Genomic DNA, 21690 nt, shown 5'->3' with positions numbered 1-21690 from the left:
CCGGATCATCCGGTCGCCGGGACGACTCCTTATACCGAACCGGACCCAGGGCAATCAGGCCCGGCAGGCACGAGAGGCGGAACAGGGCACAAATGACAGCGCCGAGCGACGCAGAACAGATTCACACCCTGCCCCCCGAGGCGGCCCTGGCCGCGCTGGAGACATCCGCAGCAGGCCTGGACCCGGACGAGGCCGCCCGCCGATTGACAAAGCACGGGCCCAACCGCCTGCCAGAGGCGCCCCGCCACGGCCCCCTGTACAGGTTTCTGTCGCAGTTCCACAACGTCCTGATTTACGTGCTCATCGGGGCGGCTGCGGTGACGGCGGCGCTGGGGCACTGGGTCGATACCGGGGTGATCCTGGCCGTGGTGCTGGTCAACGCCGTGATCGGCTTCATCCAGGAAGGCCGCGCCGAACAGGCCATGGACGCGATCCGTGCCATGCTGGCCCCGGGCGCCACGGTGCTGCGCGGCGGCCAACGAACAAGCCTGGATGCCGAGGCCGTGGTGCCCGGCGATATCGTGCTGGTGAACGCAGGCGACCGGGTGCCCGCGGACCTGCGCCTGATCCAGACGCGGGGCCTGTCGGCGCAGGAGGCGATCCTGACCGGCGAATCTGTTCCCGTGGAGAAGACCACCGCGGCGGTCGCGCCCGAGGCCGCCCTGGGCGATCGGGCCGGGATGCTCTTCTCGGGCACGCTGGTCACCGCCGGAACCGGCCGCGGAGTGGTCGGCGCGACGGGAACCCGCACGCAGATCGGGCAGATCAGCGGCCTTCTGGATCGGGTCGAAACCCTCACCACACCCCTTCTGGCGCAGATGGACAGCTTCGCCCGCTGGTTGACGGTTTTCATCCTGCTGGTCGCCGCCAGCCTGCTGGCCTGGGGATATCTCACCGCAACGATGGGCTTTGCCGATCTCTTCATGGCGGTGGTCGGCCTGTCGGTGGCCGCGATTCCCGAAGGGCTCCCGGCAGTATTGACCATCACGCTGGCCGTGGGCGTTCGGGCCATGGCCCGGCGCAACGCCATTGTTCGCCGCCTGCCCGCGATCGAGACGCTGGGCGCGGTCTCGGTGATCTGCACGGACAAGACCGGCACCCTGACCCGCAACGAGATGATGGCGGCCGCTGTCGTCACCGCCGATGGCGCGGTCACGGTCGAGGGCGCGGGCTACGCCCCCGAGGGCGCGCTGCACAATGGCGGCCCGGTCCAGCCCGACCGGCTGATCGAGGTGGCGCGGGCGGCCGGGCTGTGCAACGACGCGGTGCTGCGGGCGGATGAGGGCGGCTGGCACGTCACCGGCGACCCGATGGAAGGCGCGCTGCTGGCTCTGGCAGGCAAGATCACCGGCGCGGGTGCCCGGCCCTTCGGCGACTGGAGGCGCCTTGACGCGATCCCCTTTGACGCGGCGCACCGCTACATGGCCGTTCTGGAACGCGACCCGGACGGCGCCGCGCATATCTACGTCAAGGGCGCCCCCGAGGCGGTGCTGGCGCTTTGCGCCGACCAGCGCGCCGGCAACGGCGGCACCGAGGCGCTCGACCCCGACCACTGGCACCAGCGGCTCGAGGAACTGGCCCACCAAGGCCAGCGGGTGATCGCCTTGGCCAGCCGAGTGACCCCCGACGCGGGCCGCGCGCTCGACCCCGACGACCTGCCCGGCAGGTTGACAATGGTTGGCCTCGTGGGGCTGATCGACCCGCCCCGCGACGAAGCCATCGCCGCTGTCGCCGACTGCCACACGGCCGGAATCCGCGTGAAGATGATCACCGGAGACCATGCCGCCACTGCCCGCGCCATCGCCGCGCGGATCGGTCTGACCAACCGCGACGAGGTGCTGACAGGCGCCGACATCGAGGCCATGGACGATACGGCGCTGGTCGCGGCGGCCGCGCGCACCGACATCTTCGCGCGCACCTCGCCGGCGCACAAGCTGCGCCTGGTCGCGGCGCTGCAATCGCGCGGGCTGACCGTGGCCATGACCGGCGACGGGGTAAACGACGCGCCGGCCCTCAAGCGCGCCGACGCCGGGATCGCCATGGGCCTCAAGGGCAGCGCCGCCGCTAAGGAAGCGGCGGACCTGGTGCTGGCCGACGACAATTTCGCCTCGATCGCCGCGGCGGTGCGCGAGGGCCGCACGGTCTACGACAACATCCGCAAGGTCATCGGCTGGACCTTGCCCACCAGTTTCGGCGAGGCGGCGACGATCATCCTTGCCCTGCTGCTGGGAATGGCGCTGCCCGTCACCGCGGTGCAGATCCTGTGGATCAACCTGATCACCGCCGGCACGCTGGGCCTCGCGCTTGCCTTCGAGCCCCCGGAGCCGGGCACCATGCGCCGCCCGCCACGGCCACGGGGCGCACCGTTGATGACCGGGGCCATGGTCTGGCAGGTGGTATTGGTCTCGGGGTTTTTTCTTGTTGCGGTCTTCGGCATTTACAGTCACGCCCTCGAAAAAGGGCATTCTCTCGCCCTGGCCCAGACCATGGCGCTCAACATGCTGGTGGTGCTGGAGGTCTTCTACCTGTTCTTCATTCGCCAGCTGCATGGCACCGCTCTGACCTGGTCGGCGGCCAGGGGCACGCCCGTGATCTGGAGCTGCGTTCTGATCATCATTGCCGCGCAATTCGCCATCACCTACCTGCCGCCGCTGCAAGGGGTCTTCGGCACCCGGGCCGTGCCCCTGGCCGACGGGATGCTGATCGTGGGGGCCGGCGTCGTGTTCCTGGGGCTGGTGGAAACGGAAAAGCGGATGCGGCTGGCCCTGCGGCCCGACCCGCCCCGCGGGAACGCGGGCACCGGGTCGAACCCGGAGGATTGATCATTTCCGCGCGACAAGAAAACCTGACGGCGCATGGGGACTTGGCGCAAGTCGGGGATCTCGAAGTGATCCAGTGCAGCCCGGCCGTCAGGACCGTGGATGGTGCTGTCGCGTCGTCAAGCCGGAGCCGCGCATCCGCTGCCCATGTTCATTCGCACAGACCATTCGCGTCCATGCCGACACGACATGTCCTGTCGGCTCCGGGGCGCGACGCGCGGCACAGCCAGAAAAGTGCAGAGTTCCAGATGAACTGCATCCAAAAAAGGAAGTGGCGCGCCCGACAGGATTCGAACCTGTGACCTTCGGCTTCGGAGGCCGACACTCTATCCAGCTGAGCTACGGGCGCCCATTCTTCCGTCCCCTTTGATTGCAGGTCTCGTCGCGCCTGCCCGGGTGACGGGTCATTCTTCCTTTTCAAACGGCCTTGGCACCTACGCCTAAGCGCCTTCGGCGGGAAACGCTGTTTCCGACCGGTCCAATGTCCGTTGATGTCCGGATACCGCGCCACGATCCCCCGCGCAACCACTTTCGGCTTGCCCTTGCCCGGCGTCGCGGGACAAATGTCGGCCATGAAATTCGGGGGACATATGCCGTTATGGCTGCTGGTCGCCATACAGGTCGTGGTGTCCGCGGCCTCGCTGGTGGTCGAGATCGTGGCGGGCCGGATGCTGGCACCCTACGTGGGCATGTCGCTTTACACCTGGACGGCCATCATCGCCGTTGTGCTTGCGGGTTTCTCGGCCGGGCACTGGTGGGGCGGGCGCATCGCCGGGCGGCCCGAGGCGCTACGCGCTACGGGCTGGACGCTGATCGGGGCCGCGGTGACGACGGCACTGGCGGCAAGCCTGCTGCGCTGGATCGCGGGGCCGGTGCTGGCAGGGGTCGATCACCCGGTCTGGGCCATCGTTGTGCTCTGCGGTGCGGTGTTCTTCCTGCCCTCGCTTTTTGCCGGCGTGCCCGCGCCGGTCCTGGCACAGATCGGCGTGCAGACCGGGCGCGACAGCGGCAAGGCGCTGGGCGCTCTTTTTGCGGCGGGGGCCATCGGCGCCATCGCGGGAACCCTGCTGGCGGGCTTCCTGTTCATTTCCTGGCTGGGCTCGGCCCTGACGCTGGCGGTGGTCACCGTCACCTACCTGTTCTCGGGGCTGCTCTGCCTGGGCTGGGCCAGGGCGCGGCAGGTCCCGGCCGGACTGGCCTCGGTGCTGGCGCTGGGGCTCGCGGGCTGGGCGGTCGCCGCGCCCTCGCCCTGCCAGGTGGAAAGCGATTATTTCTGCATCCGAACGGTGGACATGTCCACGGACCCAACGCGCCCGGCGCGGATGATGGTGCTCGATCATCTGGTCCACGGAACAAGCGCGCGGGACGCCCCGCAGGTCATGTTCACCGACCATGCCGCCATGCTGGACGGGCTGTCCCGGATTCGCGCCACCCGGCCGGACTATTCCAGCTTTCACATCGGGGGCGGCACCTATTCCATCCCGCGCGCCATCGCCGAGCGCGACGGCGGGCCTGTCACGGTGGCCGAGATCGACCCGCAGGTGACCCGGATCGCAGCGCGGGACTTCTGGTTCGATCCCGGGACGGCCGAGATCCTGCACATGGACGCCCGCGTCGCCCTTGCCAATCGTCCCGACCGCTACGACGTGATCCTTGGCGATGCCTTCACCGACATCGCGGTGCCGGCCCACCTGATCACGCATGAATTCTACCAGCTGGTCCGCATGCGGCTGGAACCCGGCGGCAGCTACCTGATGAACGTGATCGACTTCGAGGACCGGTTGCAGGTCCTTGGCGCGGTGGTGCGGACCCTGCAAACGGTCTTCCCGGTGGTCGAGGTCTGGACCGAAGCCGCCGCACCAGCGCCGGGCCAGCGCATGGTCTTCGTGGTGGTGGCGGGTACCGAGCGGACCGCCCTGCCCGGCTTTCGCACCCGCAGCCCGGATCCGATCCGTTTCGCGGCCCTGTCCGACGCCATGGTCGCGGGCATCGCCGCAGCCGACACCCTCACCCTTACGGATGACTTTGCCCCGATCGCCCGGCTGATGGGGCCGGCCGACTGACCCTGCCGCGCGGCCCGCTCAGTCAAGCAGCTTGTGACACAGCTCCAGCGCGTCCACGAGCGCGTCGATCTCGTCCGTGGTGTTGTAGAGCCCGAAAGAGGCCCGGCAGGTTGCCGAAACCCCCATGTGATCCATCAGTGGCCCGGTGCAATGCTGGCCCGCGCGCACCGCGACGCCCTTCTTGTCGAGGATGGTCGAGATGTCGTGGGCATGTGCCGCGCCGTCCAGCGTGAACGAGAAGATTGCCGCCTTGGTCTCGGATTTTCCTTGCACGTTCAGCCAGTTGAGCCCGTCCAGGCGGTCGCGGGCATAGTCGCGCAGTCCCCGTTCATGGGCGGCGATTTCCGTCATCCCGAGGCCCATCATGTAATCGAGTGCCGTGCCGAGCCCGATCATCTGGACGATACCGGGCGTGCCGGCCTCGAACTTCATCGGCGGATCGTTGTAGGTAACCGTGTCCTTGGTGACCTCGCGGATCATGTCGCCGCCGCCCATGAAGGGTTCCATCTCGGCCATGCGATCCCGGTGGATATAAAGCGCGCCGGACCCGCTGGGGCCGTAGAGCTTGTGCCCGGTGACGGTGTAGAAGTCGCAGCCGATCCCGTCGATGTTAACCGGCATGTGCACCGCCGCCTGCGAGCCGTCCACCAGAACCGGCACGCCCTTGTCGCGGGCGCCGTCGCAGATGGACCGCACGTCCACCACCGTGCCCAGCACGTTGGACAAATGTGTCACCGCGATCAGCCGGGTGCGGTCGGTGATGGCCCCCAGCACCTTTTCGGGGTCGAGGTCGCCGTTCGCGTCCACGTCGACCCAGACCAGTTTCACGCCCAGCCGTTCGCGCAGGAAGTGCCAGGGCACGATATTGGCGTGATGCTCCATGACCGAAAGCACGATCTCATCACCCGCCTGCATCCGGGGCATGGCCCAGCCATAGGCCACCGTGTTGATGCCCTCGGTGGTGCCGGAATTCATCACGATCTGGCGTTCGTCCGCGACCCCGAGGAACCGCGCGATGGTGCCGCGCACGCCTTCGTATTTCTCGGTCGCGATGTTGGACAGGTAGTGCAGGCCACGATGCACGTTCGAGTATTCCTCGGCGTAGGCACGGGTGATCGTGTCGATCACCACCTGCGGCTTCTGCGCACTGGCCCCGTTATCGAGGTAGACCAAAGGCTTGCCGTTCACCTCGCGCGACAGGATCGGGAAATCGGCCCGGACCGTGGCGACATCATAACTCATGGCTGACCTCCGTTCGCGCCGACCCCGAACGCGCCGAGGAAGAGCACCAGCGCGAAGGAGATGGCCAGAAAAGACAGGACGATCACGCTGGCGGCGCGACCGAGGCTGTCGAAGCCATGCGCCAGCGAAACGAAATGCGCCATGGCCCGCAGCGATATCACCAGGCCCGCGATCATGGCAAAGACGGACAGGAAGGGCGCCAGCAGCAAGAGCACCACTTGCGCCGCCAGCACCAGCACCATGAACAGTTGCAACCAGGCCATCAGGCTTAGCATCAGCTTGAAATCGGCCTGCCCGCCCATCATGCCCCCGATCCGCCAGAGCGCCGCCGTCAGCAACGCGGCGCTGGCCGTCGAGAGGACACCCCACAGGATCGGTGACAGCCGCGGCGCCGCAACCGTCTCGCCCGATTCCAGGGTGATGGGCTGGGGTGGCACGATCAGGTCCGACAGCCCGGTCAGCAGTGCCGAGCCCACGCCCGCCAGGACAAGCACCATCCAGCCCACCTCGCGCGGCAGGTCCAGATCGCGCAGATAGGCCCCGGCCGCTGCGGGGGATGTGACGGTCTGGCGCACGAGCGCCTTCAGATCGGCTTCGGTTATCAAGATCGTGTTTCCCCCTTGGAGGCCTCGACAAGGCCGGATATCCAGAACAGCAACAATATCAGCAGCCACAGCCCGCCGATCCCCTGGGTCGCAGGGGCCGCTGCCCCGTTGAGCCCCGAGAGCAGCCCATAGAACAATGCCAGCGGCGCCGCCGCCAGCCAGGCCCAGAACAGTGCCACCCGGGCACCGTAACCACCCGGCCGTCCGCCGAGCAGATAGGCCGCAACACGGCCCAGGAAAGCCAGCAGGTAGAACATCAACGGTGCAACCATCATCAGCCCGAAAAAGGCATAGGTCGCGTCGCGGGTAAAGTCACCATCGGCCAGGACCGTCTCGCGCTGCAGCGCCGGCAGGCGCGACACGAAGACGATCAGGCAGCCCGCCATGAGCCACATGATCGCGCGGTCCTCGCGCGGGCCCATGTCGAGAAGGCCCCGCACCACGCGGCGGGGCCCCCTGTAGGTCCGGACGATGTCGTTCGAGACCGGCATCAGGCGGCGCGCCGCTCCAGCCAGCCGCTCAGGCGGTCCACCATTTCGCCGGCGATGTCCTCGTCCTCGATCTCTTCGAGCGCCTCGGCAAGGAAGGCCAGCACCAGCAGGTCCGTGGCCTCGGCCTCGGGCACCCCGCGAGAGCGCAGGTAGAAAAGCGCCGTCTCGTCGATCGCGCCCGAGGTCGAGCCGTGCGAACAGGCCACGTCGTCGGCGTAGATCTCCAGCTCGGGCTTGGCCTGGAACTGGCTGTCGTCGTCCAGCAGCAACGACTGGCTGATCTGGTAGCCATCGGTCTTCTGGGCGCCGTCCTTGACCAGGATCTTGCCCTGGAACACGCCCGTGGCGCCGTTGCGCAGCACCTTCTTGAAGACCTGGCGGCTTTCGCAGTTCACTGCGTCATGGGTGACGAAGACCGTATCGTCGTGGTGGAAGTCCTTGCCGTCGCCGACACAAACCCCGGCCACGTGCGCCACGGCATCGTCGCCGGTCAGCGTGACGACGCATTCGTTGCGGGTCATCACGCCGTTGACGGTCATGGTGAAGGACTTGAAGGTGCTTTCGGTGCCCAGTCGGGCAAAGGTGCCCGTCACCGCGCGGCGCTCGTGGTCGCGCCCCTGCGCGCGGATGTGGTGCAATCGGCCACTGTCTTCGATGTCCACCTCCATGACCTGGTTGACCCGCGCTGCGCCGGGCCCGGTTTCCAGCAAGGTCATCTCGGCGCCCTTCTCCACGCGGATGACGTGGTGCAGGATCGCATCCGAGGTCTCGTCCTCGTGCAGGTAGGTCAGGCAGACAGGGTGCGCCGGGGTGCCGGTCACCCGGATGACCACGCCATCGGTGGCATAGGCGGTGTTCAGCGCGGCCAGCGGACGCGGCACCGGCGACTGGCCCGCCTCCTCGAGCACGCCGTAGGTATCGCGCGCCCAGTGGATGTCGGTATCCAGGGCCTTGCCCAGGCGCTCGATCTCGATCCCGTCCAGGGCCAGCGCGTCCGAGGCGGCCTCGTCCAGCACGCCATCTCGGAACACGAGGTGCAACCGCGCGCGATCGTGGAACAGGTGCGGCTCGCCCCCGTCGAAAAGCGCCGCGTGTGGCGCGTCGGCCTCAACCAGGGTCTCGGGGCGGGTGAACTTCCAGTACTCGTCGCGCGGATGCGGCAGGCCCATGTCACGCACGCGCGCCTGCGCTGCAGCGCGCGCCTCGGAGGCCCAGCCGGCCCCCATGGGCGCGGTCATGCCTGCCAGGCGCTCCTCGGTCGTGTCGCGTTTCAGCTGCGCGAGCTTTTCCTTGGCGATCGCGGGCATCAGGCCACCTCCGCCATGATGTCGGTGTAGCCGTTCCTCTCGACCTCAAGCGCCAGTTCCGGACCGCCTGTCTTGACGATCTTGCCGTGGGCCATGATGTGCACGACATCCGGCACGATGTGGTCCAGAAGACGCTGGTAGTGGGTGATCACGAGAAAACCGCGGCCCTCTTCGCGCAGCGCGTTCACACCATCTGAAACCAGCTTCATGGCATCCACGTCCAGCCCCGAGTCGGTCTCGTCGAGAATACACATCTTCGGTTCGAGCACGGCCATCTGCAGGATCTCGTTACGCTTCTTCTCGCCGCCCGAGAAGCCCACGTTGACCGGCCGCTTGAGCATGTCGGCATCGATCTTGAGGTCCTTGGCCTTCGCCCGGATCAGCTTGAGGAAATCTGCCGCGCTCATCTCCTCCTGGCCCTTGGCCTTGCGCTGGGCGTTCAGCGCCGTGCGCAGGAAGGTCATGTTACCCACGCCCGGGATCTCGACCGGGTACTGAAAGGCCAGGAAAAGACCAAGGGCCGCGCGCTCCTCGGGCTCCAGGGCCAGTACGTCTTCGCCTTCGAGATGCACCGAGCCATCCGTCACCTCGTAGCCCTCGCGGCCCGAGAGAACATAGGAAAGCGTCGATTTGCCCGACCCGTTCGGCCCCATGATGGCATGGACCTTGCCGGCTTCGACCTCGAGGTCGACACCCTTGAGGATCTGCTTGTCCTCTTCTTCAAGTTTGACGTGCAGATTCTTGATATTCAGCATTTTTACCTCTTTCTACAATGGGCCGGGGCTGACGGTCGCCCGGCGGGGTTTGATGACAGGGTCCGACCTGGACCGGTCCGAGGCCGCGGCACGCGACGCCGCCCGCGCCCCGACTCCATGTCGATTTCGTTGGCTTGCATCCCGGCCATGATCACGCTTTTTCGGTCTTGCGCGTGTCACGCGCCTTTCGCCGGGGCTCCAGCACCTCGGCGTAGGCGGGGGCCGCGCCCGGCTCCGCGCGCCCGCGTCGGGCCAGCGCGCCCAACGCCTGCAACGCGATGTCCGGGCTGTCGAACATCGTGTCCGCGGCCAGCGCAAGATGCGCCAACTGGTCATCCGACAGCGCGTCGGGGCCGGGCACATCGCGCAGGTAGACCGCGTCGCCGTCCAGCAATTGGCTGGTCATGGCGGGGCGATGGACAAGGTCCTCGTGGTCATGCGGCAACATCACGGACTTGGTGAACAGGAACTTGTGCAGCTTGAAGCCGTTGGCCCGCAGCGTCGCGTCCAGATCGCCGAAGACCGGCTCATCCTCGTAGATCCGATGGAACCGGACCTCGGTCAGGATGGCCACGGTTTCGGACAGGGTCCGGGGGCCGGTCTCGACCACCTCGCCCTCGGCGCCCTGCAGGTCCATCTTGAGCACGTCGACACCCGGCAGGCCCGTGACCTCGTCCAGCCCGGTGGTGCGCATCGGCACGGTCTCGATCGGGCGGCGCGGAGACATCCACTTTTCCTTGCCCAGCTGGCCCAGCGCCCGCCCATCGAAGGGAAAGAGCGAGGTGAAACCGGAATTGGGATGCACGTGCAGCACACGCTCGCCCGGACGGCCGATGGCGACCGGGAAATAGGTTTCCCGGTCGGACTTGGTCTGCTGCAGCTTGGCAAAGGCCTCCGCATGCGGCTCGAAGCCGTAGACATCGCACAGGCCCGCCTCCAGCAGGGGCTGGTAAGGCGGCGCGCCCAGCGGGTTGGCGCCGACGTCGCAAACGCGCATGGCGCGCGCGGGCGACAGGTGGCGCGACAGGACCTCAAGACGGGACATCGGTATCAGCCCGGCAAGGCACAGGCCGGGCGGGCAGCCCGCCAAGCCATGGGACGAGACAGGAGCGACAGGGGCATCAGCCGACACTCCCTTCCAGCGAGATCGCCACAAGCTGCTGAGCTTCCATGGCGAATTCCATGGGCAGGGCCTGAAGGACGTCCTTGGCGAAACCGTTCACGATCAGCGCGACGGCTTCTTCCTCGTCAATGCCGCGGCTGCGGGCATAGAACATCTGGTCCTCGTCGATCTTGCTGGTGGTGGCCTCATGCTCCACCCGCGAGGAGTTGTTCTTCACCTCGATGTAGGGGACGGTATGTGCGCCGCAGGTATCCCCGATCAGCAGGCTGTCGCACTGGGTGAAATTGCGGCTGTTCTTGGCCTTGGGATGCATCGAGACAAGCCCGCGATAGGTGTTCTGGGCGTGCCCCGCGCTGATCCCCTTGGAGACGATGCGCGACTTGGTGTTCTTGCCCAGGTGCACCATCTTGGTGCCGGTGTCGGCCTGCTGCCAGTTGTTGGTGATTGCGATGGAATAGAACTCGCCCTGGCTGTCGTCGCCACGCAGGATGCAGGACGGGTATTTCCAAGTGACGGACGACCCGGTCTCGACCTGTGTCCACATGCACTTGGCCCGGTCGCCCCGGCAGTCGGCGCGCTTGGTGACGAAGTTGTAGATGCCGCCCTTGCCGTTCTCGTCGCCCGGAAACCAGTTCTGCACCGTGGAATACTTCACCTCGGCGTCTTCCTCGACGATGATCTCGACGACGGCGGCGTGCAGCTGGCTCTCGTCGCGCTGGGGCGCGGTGCAGCCTTCGAGATAGCTGACATAGCTGCCCTTGTCGGCAATGATCAGCGTGCGTTCGAACTGGCCGGTGTTTTCCGCGTTGATGCGGAAATAAGTGGACAGCTCCATCGGGCAGCGCACGCCCGGCGGAACATAGACAAAGGACCCGTCCGAGAAGACCGCCGAATTCAGCGTCGCATAGAAGTTGTCCGAAACCGGCACGACCGACCCGAGGTACTTCTTGACCAGCTCCGGGTGATCCTTGATGGCCTCGGAGATCGAACAGAAGATGACACCGGCCTTCTTGAGTTCCTCCTGGAAGGTGGTCCCGACGGAAACCGAGTCGAAGACCGCATCGACGGCGACCTTGCGACCCTCGGCGGGGGCGTCCTCGGCGCCCTCGACGCCGGCCAGCACCATCTGTTCCTTGAGCGGAATGCCCAGCTTCTCGTAGGTGGCCAACAGCTTGGGATCGACATCGTCAAGCGACTTGGGCTTCTCGGCCATGCTCTTGGGCCGGGCATAGTAATACTGTTCCTGGAAGTCGATCTGCGGGTAATCGATCATGGCCCACTCGGGCTCTTCCTTCTCCAGCCAGCGATCGTAGGCGGCCAGCCGCCACTCGGTCATCCAGCCGGGCTCCTCGTTGCGCTCGGAGATCAGCTTGACGATATCGCGGGTCAGCCCCTTGGGGGCATAGTCCATCTCGATATCCGTCTCCCAGCCGTACTTGTACTTGCCCAGGGACTTGACCGCATCCACGGTTTCCTGATCGACGCCTTCCTTGACGTCCACGTCCAGCTTGTCCATCGCGGTCATTCCCTATTCCCCTTTCGTTGCGCACCCGTCATGCGGCGCGGGCGCGGTGTTTCCTCAGCTTTTCTGCCCAGACGTCCGCAAAGCGCAGCACGTCCTCTTGCGTGGTTCCGGGCCCCAGCGAGACCCGCGTGGCGCAGCCCGCCGCCCCGGCGTCGAAACCCAGTGCGCGCAGCACCCGGCTTTCCGTGACCTTGCCGCTGGAACAGGCCGATCCGGCACTGATTGCGAACCCGGCAAGATCCATGGCCATGACCTGCGTCTCCCCTTTCCAGCCGGGTGTCACGAAGCAGGTCGTGTTGGGCAGGCGATCGGCCCCTTTCCCGACGAAAATAGTCTCCTTTGAGGCAGCCTCAAGAGCATTTTCTAGAATATTTCTAAATTGTGCGATTTCTTCCCAGCGCCCGGCCGCAAGCTCGGCCACGGCGGCGCTGATCGCCGCCCCCATGCCCACGATCCCGGGCAGGTTCTCGGTGCCCGAGCGACGACCCATCTCCTGCCCGCCGCCGCGGATGCGCGCGGCAAGGTCACTACCCTGAGGCACGACCAGCGCCCCGACCCCCTTGGGCCCGCCGAACTTGTGGGCCGACAGCACCGCCATTTCCGCCCCAGACCAGTCATGGGCAAAAGGCAGACGCCCCACTGCCTGGGTCACGTCGCTGACGGCGAGGCCGCGGGGCAGATCCTGCACGACGCCCGTCTCGGAATTGGCCAACTGCAACGCGGTGACGCCGGGGGCCTGCACGGCGACCCGGCCCTGCCCATCCACCGGCAGCACCGGGTCGATCCAGGACCAGACCGCATCGTGCTCGATACTGGCGCCGGACAGGCCGCGCCCGGCCAGCGCCAGCGCCGCCGCCTCGCTCGCCCCCGAGGTAAAGACGATGTCCGAGCCCATCGCGCCCAGCGCCTCGGCCACCTGCGCGCGCGCCTTTTCGAGCAGTCCCTTGGCCGCGCGCCCCTCGGTGTGCACGCTTGATGGGTTGCCGACCACGTCGTAGGCCTCGAGCATGGCCGCGCGCGCCTCGGGGCGCAGCGCGGCGGTGGCGTTATGATCGAGGTAGACGCGCCGCATCATGCAACCGGGTCTACCGGCCCGGAATATCCCCTGGTTCGGGGCAGAGCCCCCAACCTATCACCAGCGGGTCCGCGGCAGGCCATCCAGTCTCGCCCCATCATTCGTCCACCAATTCGAACAGCGAGGGGACCGCCGGACAAGGCGCCAGGGAATTGCCCACCACATCTGACAGGCGGGTCTGGTGCAGGAAAACATAGACATGCGCCGACATCCCCTCCCACAACCGGTTGGTCAGCGACTGCGCGCGCGATCCCGACAGCCCCCCCGAGGCGCCGGCGCCGGTGTGCATGGCGTCCACGGTCTCGTCCACCGCCGCCAGCACCTCGACCACGCGAATCTCGGGCGCGGGCCGGGCCAGGCGATAGCCGCCGCCGGGGCCGCGCACGCTCTCGACCAGTTTCGCCCGGCGAAGCTTGACGAAAAGCTGCTCCAGGTAGGGCAGGGAAATGCTCTGCCGCCTCGACAATTCCGCCAGGGAGGTGAGCGATCCCTCGGGCTGAAGGGCAATATCGACCAGCGCCACCATCGCGTAGCGCCCCTTGGTGCTGAGTTTCATGGTCTTTCCCCGCTTGTCGTCGCGCCGGTCAGTTGACGAAGGCGCGGCGCCCCATTAGGTCGATATGGCCGGAGCGATCGCGCCGGATTAGAACACTTCTAAGGTGGCCGAGCGTTTCCGTCAAGAAAGCCGTGCCCCGGACATGAACGGACCGCAATGCCCGAAGTCATCTTTCCAGGACCCGAAGGACGTCTCGAAGGACGCTATCACCCCCGTCGGGAACGTGACACGCCCATCGCCATCATCCTGCACCCGCATCCGCAATTCGGCGGCACCATGAACAACCGGGTTGTCTACAACCTGCACTACGCCTTCTTCAACTTGGGCTTCAACGTGCTGCGGTTCAACTTTCGCGGGGTTGGCCGCAGCCAGGGCGAATACGACCAGGGCGTGGGCGAACTGGCCGATGCCACTTCGGCGCTGGACTACCTGCAATCCATGAACCAGAACGCCAAGCATTGCTGGGTCGCCGGGTTTTCCTTCGGGGCCTGGATCGGGATGCAGTTGCTCATGCGCCGCCCCGAGATCAGCGGCTTCGTATCGGTCAGCCCGCCAGCGAACATGTACGACTTCTCTTTCCTGGCGCCCTGTCCCTCTTCGGGGCTGGTCATCAACGGCGCCGCCGACCGCGTGGCCCCGCCCTCCGACACCACCGCACTTGTGAGCAAGCTGCACGAGCAGAAGGGCATCACCGTCACGCATGAAGAGGTGCCCGGCGCGGGGCATTTCTTCGAGGACGCGCACATGGACACCATGATCGAGACCGTCTCGGGCTACGTTTCGCACCGGCTGACCGAAACGACGCGCTGATGGCCCAAGACGTCGAGACCCTGGCCGCCCGGCTCGCCGAGGACGTGATCGAGGTTCAGGACGCCACCGGAGAGGACCGCCTGTTCGTCGAGGTGGGCGACGTCATCGGCGCATCCTCGCAAACGCTGGAAGAGGCCTTCCTGACGCAGGTCCGGATCCGCATGGCCGAACGCAAGGCCCGCGGCTTTCTCAAGGATCGGCTGCACCAGATTGAGGCGAACCTCAAGGGCCGGTCGGGCGACTGATCCCGGGGCTGCGGCAAATCCGGCATAATCTGGTATACTATCGCATACCATCTTCCATCGGGGCGGCATTTCCGCTAAGGGGCAGACAACAGGCGCCGCACGCCCTGGCGGCGCGCCCCACCCCGAGTGAAGCGAAAAGGCGATTCCATGTCCCATTCCGAGACCCCCGACATCATCTACACCAAGGTCGATGAGGCCCCCGAACTGGCCAGCGCCTCGCTCTTGCCGATCGTTCAGCGCTTCGCCAAGGCGGCGGGCATTCGCGTTGGCAGCCGGGATATCTCGCTCGCGGGCCGCATCGTGGCCACCTTCTCGGACGAGCTGGCGCCCGACCAGCGCCTGCCCGACGACCTCGCCGCGCTGGGCGACCTGGTCAAGCAGCCCCATGCCAATGTCATCAAGCTGCCCAACATCTCGGCCTCCGAGCCGCAGCTGGTCGCGGCCGTCAAGGAACTGCAGGCCAAGGGCTTCGCCCTGCCTGACTATCCCTACGAGCCGAAGACCGATGCCGAAAAGGCCGTCCGGGCCAAGTACGACACGATCAAGGGGTCCGCGGTGAATCCGGTTCTGCGCGAGGGCAATTCCGACCGCCGCGCCGCCGGGGCCGTCAAGAAATACGCCCAGGACAACCCGCACCGCATGGGCGACTGGGACGCCTCCAGCAAGACGCGCGTTGCCTCCATGCAGGGCGGCGATTTCTTTTCCAACGAGGTCTCGGCCACGCTGGACACGGACGCGACCGCCCGGATTGTACTTGAAACCGCCGACGGCGAGACCATGCTGAAAGAGGGTGTCTTCTACCCGGCGGGCACCGTCGTCGACGCCACCTACATGAGCGCCGCCGCGCTGGACGCCTTCCTGGCCGAGGAAATCGAGAAGAGCAAGACCGAGGGCACGCTCTTTTCGCTGCACATGAAGGCAACGATGATGAAGGTGTCCGACCCGATCATCTTCGGCCACGCGGTGCGGCAGTTCCTCCAGCCGGTCTTCGACAAGTACGGCGACGAGATGAAGGCCGCCGGCGTCGATCCCAATTCCGGGCTGGGCGCGCTGCTCGACCGCGTTTCCGACAAGCCCGAGATCGTGGCCGAGATCGAGCGGGTCATGGCCGAGCGTCCACCCATGTACATGGTCGACAGCGGCAAGGGCATCACCAACCTGCACGTGCCCAGCGACGTGATCATCGACGCCTCGATGCCTGCGCTGATCAAGGCCGGTGGCAAGGGCTGGGGACCGGACGACGCCCAGCACGACACCAATTGCGTCATCCCCGACAATTCCTATGCGCCGGTCTATGACGAAACGATCAAGTTCTTCAAGGAAAACGGCAAGCTGGACCCGGCGACCGCCGGGACCGTCCAGAACCTCGGACTGATGGCACAGAAGGCCGAGGAATACGGCAGCCACCCCACAACCTTCGAGATCCCGCAGGCCGGCGCCGTCAAGATGATCCTCGACGATGGCACCGTGCTGCATCAGCACACTGTTCAGGCGGGCGACATCTGGCGCTCGGCCAGTGCGCGCAAGGCCCCGATCGAGGATTGGGTCAAGCTGGCCATCGACCGACAACAGGCCACCGGATACCGGGCGATCTTCTGGCTGGACGAGGCCCGCGCCCATGACGCCGAATTGATCCGATACGTGAAGCCGATCCTGCAAGCCGCTGGTGTCGAAGCCAAATTCGAGATCATGGCCCCGCGCGAGGCGACCCGCGCCAGCTTGGAGACTATTACAAAGGGCGAGAACACCATCGCCATCACCGGCAATGTCCTGCGCGATTATCTGACCGACCTGTTCCCGATCCTGGAACTGGCGACCAGCGCCAAGATGCTGTCCATCGTCAAGCTGATGAACGGCGGCGGGCTGTTCGAGACCGGCGCCGGGGGCTCGGCCCCCAAGCACGTCCAGCAACTGCACGAAGAAAACCACCTGCGCTGGGACAGCCTGGGCGAGTTCTGTGCTCTGGGCGAGAGTTTCAAGTTCCTGGCCGACCAGAAGGGCAACGAGAAGGCCCGCGTCCTGGGCAACGCGGTCGAGGCGGCGACGCAGGGCGTGCTGGATCATGACCGCAGCCCCAGCCGCAAGGTGGGCGAGCCCGACAACCGCGACAGCCACTACTGGTTCGCCCGCTACTGGGCCGAGGCGCTGGCCGCCCAGGCCGATGACGCGGACCTGGCCGCCGAATTCGCACCGCTGGCCAAGGCGCTGTCCGAGGGCGAGGCCCAGATCACCGGCGACCTGGCCGCGGCACAGGGCCGGCCGGCCGATACCGGCGGCTATTACATGAACGACGACGCCAGGCTTGCGCAGGTCATGCGCCCGAGTGCGACGCTGAACGACATCATCGGCTGACCCACCCCAAGACACCGACCGGCGCGGCCCCAACGGGCGCGCCGGTTTCCAAGCCCGAACCCATGCAGGAGGGTCCCATGTCGAAGATCAAGGTAGACAACCCAATCGTCGAGATGGACGGCGACGAGATGACCCGCATCATCTGGCAGGTCATCAAGGACAAGCTGATCCTGCCCTATCTGGATATCGACCTGCTCTACTACGATCTGGGTATCGAGGAGCGCGACCGCACCGAGGACCAGGTCACCATCGACGCCGCCGAAAAGACCAGGGAGATCGGCGCGGCGGTCAAGTGCGCCACGATCACCCCCGACGAAGCACGGGTCGAGGAATTCGGCCTGAAAAAGATGTGGCGCAGCCCCAACGGCACGATCCGCAACATCCTTGGCGGCGTGGTCTTCCGGGCGCCGATCATCTGCCGCAACGTGCCGCGCCTCGTGCCCGGCTGGACCAAGCCCATCGTGATCGGTCGCCACGCTTTCGGCGACCAGTACCGCGCCACGGACATGAAGTTTCCCGGTCCCGGCAAGCTGTCCATGAAATTCGTGGGCGAAGACGGCACCGTGATCGAGGAAGAGGTCTACGATGCGCCGTCCTCGGGCGTTTTCATGGGCATGTACAACCTTGACGATTCGATCCGCGACTTCGCCCGCGCCTCGATGAATTACGCGCTGAACATGGGCTGGCCGCTTTATCTCTCGACCAAGAACACCATCCTGAAACAATATGACGGCCAGTTTCTGCAGCTGTTCCAGCGGGTCTTCGAGGAAGAGTTCAAGGACAGCTTCGACGCGGCCGGCATCTGGTACGAACACCGCCTGATCGACGACATGGTCGCCTGTGCCATGAAGTGGAACGGCGGCTTCGTCTGGGCCTGCAAGAACTACGATGGCGACGTGCAGTCGGACACCGTGGCGCAGGGCTTCGGCAGCCTTGGCCTGATGACATCGCAACTGATGACCCCCGATGGCAAGATCGTCGAGGCCGAGGCCGCCCATGGCACCGTCACCCGCCACTACCGCCAGCACCAGAAGGGCGAGGCGACCTCGACCAATTCCATCGCCTCGATCTATGCCTGGACCGGGGGGCTCAAGCACCGGGCCAAGCTGGACGGCAACGCGGCGCTCAAGACCTTTGCCGAAACCCTGGAGAGGGTCATCGTGGACACGGTCGAAAGCGGCGACATGACCAAGGACCTGGCCCTGCTTGTGGGCCCCGACCAGCGCTGGCTGACGACCGAGGGCTTCCTCGAAAGGATCGACGCGAACCTGGACAAGGCGCTCAAGGGCTGAGCCACGCCAGAGCCGCGATTGGCCATTCAGCCCGCGGGGCTTTTCGTTTTGACACCGGCCGCACGGTGGCCTAGCGGACGCGCATGGCGCAGGATATCCCCACGACCCCGCATTCCACGCTGGAAGACGCCCAGGCCTTCGCCCTCGGCACGGCCATGTGCGCGCTGGGCATCACCATGCTCACGCACCTGGGCCTGATCACCGGGCAGACGGCCGGGCTGGCGGTGCTCCTGTCCTATGTTACCGGCTGGTCTTTCGGCCCGATCTTCTTCGTGCTCAACCTGCCCTTCTACTGGCTGGGCTGGGTGCGGCTGGGCCGCCGCTTCGTGGTCAAGAGCCTGGTCTGCGTCACCCTGTTGTCCGTGATGGCAGAGACCTTCCCGGGCCTCGTCCGCTTCGACCAACTGGACCCGGTGCTTGGCGCGCTGCTGATCGGCGGCGTCACCGGGCTGGGCCTGATCGTGATCTTCCGCCACGGCGCGTCGCTGGGCGGGGTCGGCGTGCTGGGGCTGGTGATCCAGGACCGCACCGGGTTCCGCGCGGGCTATGTCCAGTTGGCCTTCGACGTGGCGCTCTTCGCCGCGGCTTTCGCCATCATGGAACCGCGGCTGGTGCTCTTCTCGCTGGCTGGCGCGGTGGTCGCCAACCTGATCATCGCCACCAACCACCGCCATGACCGCTACACGGGACGATAATCCATGCCAAAGCATTTCATCTGGCTGATGCTCGCCGTCGCCGCCGAAACCATCGGCACCTCCGCCCTGCAGGCCAGCCAGCAGTTCACCCGGCTCTGGCCATCGGTCCTGGTCGTCGTTGCCTACGCGATCAGTTTCTACCTGCTCTCGCTGACGCTGCGATACATGCCCGTGGGCATCATGTATGCCATGTGGTCGGGACTGGGCATCGTTTTCATCGCGCTGATCGGCTGGCTGGTGTTCCGGCAGACGCTGGACCTGCCCGCCGTGTTCGGCATGGCCCTGATCCTCGCCGGGATCGTGATCATCCAGCTCTTTTCCAAGACCGCCGTCCACTAGGCGTCTTCTGGCCGGAAATATCCCGGGGTTTGGGGCAGCGCCCCAATCAGGCAAATAATGGCTGCGCAGCAGACAATTTGAACACACCCCCTACCCTTTCGCCCGGCCCCGCGATATGGCCTGCGCAACTCTTCCAAAGGACACCCGCATGGACCTGCGCAATATCGCCATCATCGCCCACGTCGACCACGGCAAGACCACGCTCGTGGACGAGCTTCTCAAGCAATCCGGGGTCTTCCGCGAAAACCAGGCCGTGGCCGAGCGCGCCATGGATTCCAACGACCTCGAACGCGAGCGCGGCATCACGATCCTGGCCAAGGCAACCAGCGTCGAATGGGGCGAGACGCGCATCAACATCGTGGACACGCCAGGCCACGCGGACTTCGGCGGCGAAGTGGAACGCATCCTGTCGATGGTCGATGGCGTGGTGCTGCTGGTGGATGCCGCCGAGGGGCCGATGCCGCAGACCAAGTTCGTCACCTCCAAGGCGCTGGCCCTGGGGCTGCGGCCCATCGTGGTGCTCAACAAGGTCGACAAGCCCGACGCCGAACCCGACCGCGCCCTCGACGAGGTTTTCGACCTCTTCTCGGCCCTGGATGCCGACGAGGACCAGCTCGATTTCCCCTATCTCTACGCCTCGGGACGCGCAGGCTGGGCCGACGCCGAAATCGACGGTCCGCAAAAGGACCTTACCGCGCTCTTCAGCATGATCGTCGATCACGTGCCCGAGCCCCGGCAGATCTCAGCCAAGTCCGAGTCGTTTTCCATGCTCGCGGTCACACTGGGCGCCGACCCCTTCATTGGCAGGCTCCTGACGGGCCGGGTGGAAAGCGGTACGCTGAAACCGGGGGCCACCGTGCAGGCCCTCAGCCGCAAGGGCGACAAGATCGAGAGCTTCCGGGTCTCCAAGATCCTGGCCTTCCGGGGCCTGGCCCAGCAGCCCATCGAGGAAGCCGTTGCCGGCGATATCATCAGCATCGCTGGCATGGCCAAGGCCACCGTGGCCGACACGATCTGCGCCCCCGAGGTCACCGCGGCGATCCCGGCCCAGCCAATCGACCCGCCGACCATCAGCGTCACCTTCGGCATCAACGACAGCCCGCTGGCCGGCCGCGACGGCAAGAAGGTCCAGTCTCGCGTGATCCGAGAGCGCCTGATGAGGGAGGCCGAGATCAACGTCGCCATCAAGGTCACGGATACGCCCGGTGGCGAGGCCTTCGACGTCGCCGGACGCGGCGAATTGCAGATGGGCGTTCTGATCGAGAATATGCGCCGCGAGGGCTTCGAACTGTCGATCTCGCGCCCCCGGGTCCTGTTCCAGGAGCAGGACGGCCAGCGCATGGAACCGATCGAGGAAGTCACCATCGACGTGGACGACGACCATTCCGGTGCCGTGATCGAAAAGCTGACCGGCCCGCGCAAGGGCGAACTGGTCGAGATGAAACCGGCCGGGGCGGGCAAGACGCGGATCGTGGCCCACGTGCCAGCGCGCGGGCTCATCGGCTATCACGGCGAATTCCTGACCGACACGCGCGGCACCGGCGTGCTCAACCGCATGTTCCACGGCTGGGCCCCGCACAAGGGCCCGATTCCCGGCCGCCGCCAAGGGGTGCTGATCTCGATGGAGAACGGCCAATCCGTCGCCTTTGCCCTGTGGAACCTGGAGGACCGCGGCAAGATGTTCATCGGCGCCCAGACGGACGTCTACCAGGGCATGATCATCGGCGAGCATTCCCGTGAAAACGACCTCGAGGTCAACCCGCTCAAGGGCAAGAAGCTCACGAACGTGCGTGCTTCGGGCACGGATGAGGCGGTGCGCCTGACCACGCCTGTGACGCTCTCGCTGGAAGAAGCCATCGCCTATATCGACGATGACGAACTGGTCGAGGTCACGCCCAACGCCATCCGCCTGCGCAAGCGTCACCTTGACCCCCACGAGCGCAAACGCCAAGCCAAGGCGGCAGGCTGACCAGGATTGCACGCCTTTATTCCCGTGGCCGACAGGCCCGGGAAACAGGTTACTCGTCGATTTCGATGACCATGAGCTCGCGCTCGGACGCGCCGCGCGCGTGGCTCAGCGCCTCCTGGTAGTCGGGGCTGTTGTAGCACTCCACGGCCGCCTCGACCGACGGGAAGCGTGCAACCACGTTTCGCGGCCGTTCTTTGCCTTCCAGTTGCACGACGCGACCCCCACGGGCCAGGAAAGTGCCGTCATGCTTGGCAACGGCCGGTCCGGCCAGCTTGGCGTATTCGCCATAGGCGTCAGGGTCCGTCACCGTGACATGGGCAATCCAGAGTGCGGGCATCAGGTCCCCTCCATCATAACGAGAACACGCGGCGCGGCGCGCCGGGCATTTGGCAGACTGTCGTCGTCTGGCAACCTGTCATACCACGCT

At 66.1% G+C, this 21690-nt stretch carries 19 protein-coding genes and 1 tRNA gene; 9 read left to right on the top strand and 11 right to left on the bottom strand.

The features are described from left to right. Positions 1–92: 92 nt before the first annotated feature. Positions 93–2822: an HAD-IC family P-type ATPase gene (locus tag VJ897_RS11515; RefSeq protein WP_324055809.1), complete on the top strand. Its 2730-nt coding sequence runs from the start codon at positions 93–95 to the stop codon at positions 2820–2822. A gap of 269 nt (positions 2823–3091) precedes the next feature. On the opposite strand, the gene VJ897_RS11510 is transcribed toward VJ897_RS11515, so the two are convergent. Next, positions 3092–3168 (bottom strand) — tRNA-Arg (locus tag VJ897_RS11510). A gap of 223 nt (positions 3169–3391) precedes the next feature. Between VJ897_RS11510 and VJ897_RS11505 the strand changes: the two genes are divergently transcribed. After that, complete coding sequence (locus VJ897_RS11505) at positions 3392–4882, top strand: fused MFS/spermidine synthase (protein ID WP_324055808.1); 1491 nt, start codon at positions 3392–3394, stop codon at positions 4880–4882. A gap of 18 nt (positions 4883–4900) precedes the next feature. On the opposite strand, the gene VJ897_RS11500 is transcribed toward VJ897_RS11505, so the two are convergent. The 9 genes from VJ897_RS11500 to iscR all read right to left on the bottom strand — a co-directional run bounded on the left by VJ897_RS11500 (position 4901) and on the right by iscR (position 13561). Then, entirely contained in the window at positions 4901–6124 is a 1224-nt protein-coding gene (locus tag VJ897_RS11500) for a cysteine desulfurase (RefSeq protein ID WP_324055807.1), read from the bottom strand. Continuing rightward, positions 6121–6729, bottom strand: coding sequence for a YIP1 family protein (locus tag VJ897_RS11495; protein ID WP_324055806.1), 609 nt, complete (start codon positions 6727–6729; stop codon positions 6121–6123). The genes VJ897_RS11500 and VJ897_RS11495 overlap by 4 nt, the downstream gene beginning before the upstream one ends. Continuing rightward, positions 6726–7220 carry a hypothetical protein gene (locus VJ897_RS11490; protein WP_324055805.1) on the bottom strand — a complete coding sequence of 165 codons (495 nt, stop codon included), beginning with the start codon at positions 7218–7220 and terminating at the stop codon, positions 6726–6728. Before VJ897_RS11490 ends, VJ897_RS11495 begins: the two co-directional genes overlap by 4 nt. After that, positions 7220–8527, bottom strand: coding sequence for a Fe-S cluster assembly protein SufD (gene sufD / locus VJ897_RS11485; protein ID WP_324055804.1), 1308 nt, complete (start codon positions 8525–8527; stop codon positions 7220–7222). Before sufD ends, VJ897_RS11490 begins: the two co-directional genes overlap by 1 nt. Continuing rightward, positions 8527–9282, bottom strand: a complete 756-nt coding sequence (gene sufC, locus VJ897_RS11480) for a Fe-S cluster assembly ATPase SufC (protein ID WP_324055803.1) — start codon at positions 9280–9282, stop codon at positions 8527–8529. The genes sufD and sufC overlap by 1 nt, the downstream gene beginning before the upstream one ends. Before the next feature lie 151 nt (positions 9283–9433). Beyond that, positions 9434–10327, bottom strand: a complete 894-nt coding sequence (locus tag VJ897_RS11475) for an FkbM family methyltransferase (protein ID WP_324055802.1) — start codon at positions 10325–10327, stop codon at positions 9434–9436. Between the two features lie 76 nt (positions 10328–10403). Next, a complete protein-coding gene (sufB, locus tag VJ897_RS11470; RefSeq protein ID WP_324055801.1) occupies positions 10404–11930 on the bottom strand; it encodes a Fe-S cluster assembly protein SufB in 1527 nt (508 codons plus the stop codon). Positions 11931–11958: 28 nt separating this feature from the next. Beyond that, positions 11959–13002, bottom strand: a complete 1044-nt coding sequence (locus tag VJ897_RS11465) for a cysteine desulfurase family protein (protein WP_324055823.1) — start codon at positions 13000–13002, stop codon at positions 11959–11961. A gap of 100 nt (positions 13003–13102) precedes the next feature. Beyond that, the gene (gene iscR, locus VJ897_RS11460) at positions 13103–13561 is read right to left on the bottom strand and encodes a Fe-S cluster assembly transcriptional regulator IscR (protein ID WP_324055800.1); all 459 of its coding nucleotides are present in this window, start codon (positions 13559–13561) and stop codon (positions 13103–13105) included. Positions 13562–13717: 156 nt separating this feature from the next. On the opposite strand from iscR, the gene VJ897_RS11455 reads away from it, so the two are divergent. The 7 genes from VJ897_RS11455 to typA all read left to right on the top strand — a co-directional run bounded on the left by VJ897_RS11455 (position 13718) and on the right by typA (position 21263). Beyond that, positions 13718–14371, top strand: coding sequence for an alpha/beta hydrolase (locus VJ897_RS11455; RefSeq protein WP_324055799.1), 654 nt, complete (start codon positions 13718–13720; stop codon positions 14369–14371). After that, on the top strand, positions 14371–14616 hold the full coding sequence (locus tag VJ897_RS11450) for a hypothetical protein (RefSeq protein WP_324055798.1): 246 nt from the start codon (positions 14371–14373) through the stop codon (positions 14614–14616). Before VJ897_RS11455 ends, VJ897_RS11450 begins: the two co-directional genes overlap by 1 nt. Before the next feature lie 147 nt (positions 14617–14763). Further along, positions 14764–16968, top strand: coding sequence for an NADP-dependent isocitrate dehydrogenase (locus VJ897_RS11445; protein WP_324055797.1), 2205 nt, complete (start codon positions 14764–14766; stop codon positions 16966–16968). Between the two features lie 77 nt (positions 16969–17045). After that, entirely contained in the window at positions 17046–18260 is a 1215-nt protein-coding gene (locus VJ897_RS11440; protein WP_324055796.1) for an NADP-dependent isocitrate dehydrogenase, read from the top strand. Positions 18261–18343: 83 nt separating this feature from the next. Then, entirely contained in the window at positions 18344–18955 is a 612-nt protein-coding gene (locus VJ897_RS11435) for a YitT family protein (protein ID WP_324055795.1), read from the top strand. Positions 18956–18982: 27 nt separating this feature from the next. Continuing rightward, positions 18983–19294, top strand: a complete 312-nt coding sequence (locus VJ897_RS11430; RefSeq protein ID WP_414706737.1) for an SMR family transporter — start codon at positions 18983–18985, stop codon at positions 19292–19294. 148 nt (positions 19295–19442) lie between these two features. Beyond that, positions 19443–21263, top strand: coding sequence for a translational GTPase TypA (typA, locus tag VJ897_RS11425; protein WP_324055793.1), 1821 nt, complete (start codon positions 19443–19445; stop codon positions 21261–21263). 49 nt (positions 21264–21312) lie between these two features. On the opposite strand, the gene VJ897_RS11420 is transcribed toward typA, so the two are convergent. Then, entirely contained in the window at positions 21313–21600 is a 288-nt protein-coding gene (locus VJ897_RS11420) for a DUF1330 domain-containing protein (RefSeq protein ID WP_324055792.1), read from the bottom strand. Between the last annotated feature and the right edge of the window lie 90 nt (positions 21601–21690).

It is taken from the genome of Salibaculum sp. (assembly GCF_035270045.1).
Lineage (GTDB): Bacteria > Pseudomonadota > Alphaproteobacteria > Rhodobacterales > Rhodobacteraceae > Salibaculum.
Note: the sequence above shows the minus strand (reverse complement) of the source record. Positions and strands in the feature narration are given on the sequence as shown.

Coding starts and splice junctions, on each gene's coding strand:
- VJ897_RS11475 (WP_324055802.1), bottom strand. CDS start 10,327: ATGTCCCGTCTTGAGGTCCTGTCGCGCCACCTGTCGCCCGCGCGCGCC.
- VJ897_RS11420 (WP_324055792.1), bottom strand. CDS start 21,600: ATGCCCGCACTCTGGATTGCCCATGTCACGGTGACGGACCCTGACGCC.
- sufD (WP_324055804.1), bottom strand. CDS start 8,527: ATGCCCGCGATCGCCAAGGAAAAGCTCGCGCAGCTGAAACGCGACACG.
- VJ897_RS11450 (WP_324055798.1), top strand. CDS start 14,371: ATGGCCCAAGACGTCGAGACCCTGGCCGCCCGGCTCGCCGAGGACGTG.
- sufC (WP_324055803.1), bottom strand. CDS start 9,282: ATGCTGAATATCAAGAATCTGCACGTCAAACTTGAAGAAGAGGACAAG.
- typA (WP_324055793.1), top strand. CDS start 19,443: ATGGACCTGCGCAATATCGCCATCATCGCCCACGTCGACCACGGCAAG.
- VJ897_RS11430 (WP_414706737.1), top strand. CDS start 18,983: ATGCTCGCCGTCGCCGCCGAAACCATCGGCACCTCCGCCCTGCAGGCC.
- VJ897_RS11455 (WP_324055799.1), top strand. CDS start 13,718: ATGCCCGAAGTCATCTTTCCAGGACCCGAAGGACGTCTCGAAGGACGC.
- VJ897_RS11440 (WP_324055796.1), top strand. CDS start 17,046: ATGTCGAAGATCAAGGTAGACAACCCAATCGTCGAGATGGACGGCGAC.
- VJ897_RS11505 (WP_324055808.1), top strand. CDS start 3,392: ATGAAATTCGGGGGACATATGCCGTTATGGCTGCTGGTCGCCATACAG.
- iscR (WP_324055800.1), bottom strand. CDS start 13,561: ATGAAACTCAGCACCAAGGGGCGCTACGCGATGGTGGCGCTGGTCGAT.
- VJ897_RS11500 (WP_324055807.1), bottom strand. CDS start 6,124: ATGAGTTATGATGTCGCCACGGTCCGGGCCGATTTCCCGATCCTGTCG.
- VJ897_RS11490 (WP_324055805.1), bottom strand. CDS start 7,220: ATGCCGGTCTCGAACGACATCGTCCGGACCTACAGGGGGCCCCGCCGC.
- VJ897_RS11465 (WP_324055823.1), bottom strand. CDS start 13,002: ATGCGGCGCGTCTACCTCGATCATAACGCCACCGCCGCGCTGCGCCCC.
- VJ897_RS11435 (WP_324055795.1), top strand. CDS start 18,344: ATGGCGCAGGATATCCCCACGACCCCGCATTCCACGCTGGAAGACGCC.
- VJ897_RS11445 (WP_324055797.1), top strand. CDS start 14,764: ATGTCCCATTCCGAGACCCCCGACATCATCTACACCAAGGTCGATGAG.
- sufB (WP_324055801.1), bottom strand. CDS start 11,930: ATGACCGCGATGGACAAGCTGGACGTGGACGTCAAGGAAGGCGTCGAT.
- VJ897_RS11515 (WP_324055809.1), top strand. CDS start 93: ATGACAGCGCCGAGCGACGCAGAACAGATTCACACCCTGCCCCCCGAG.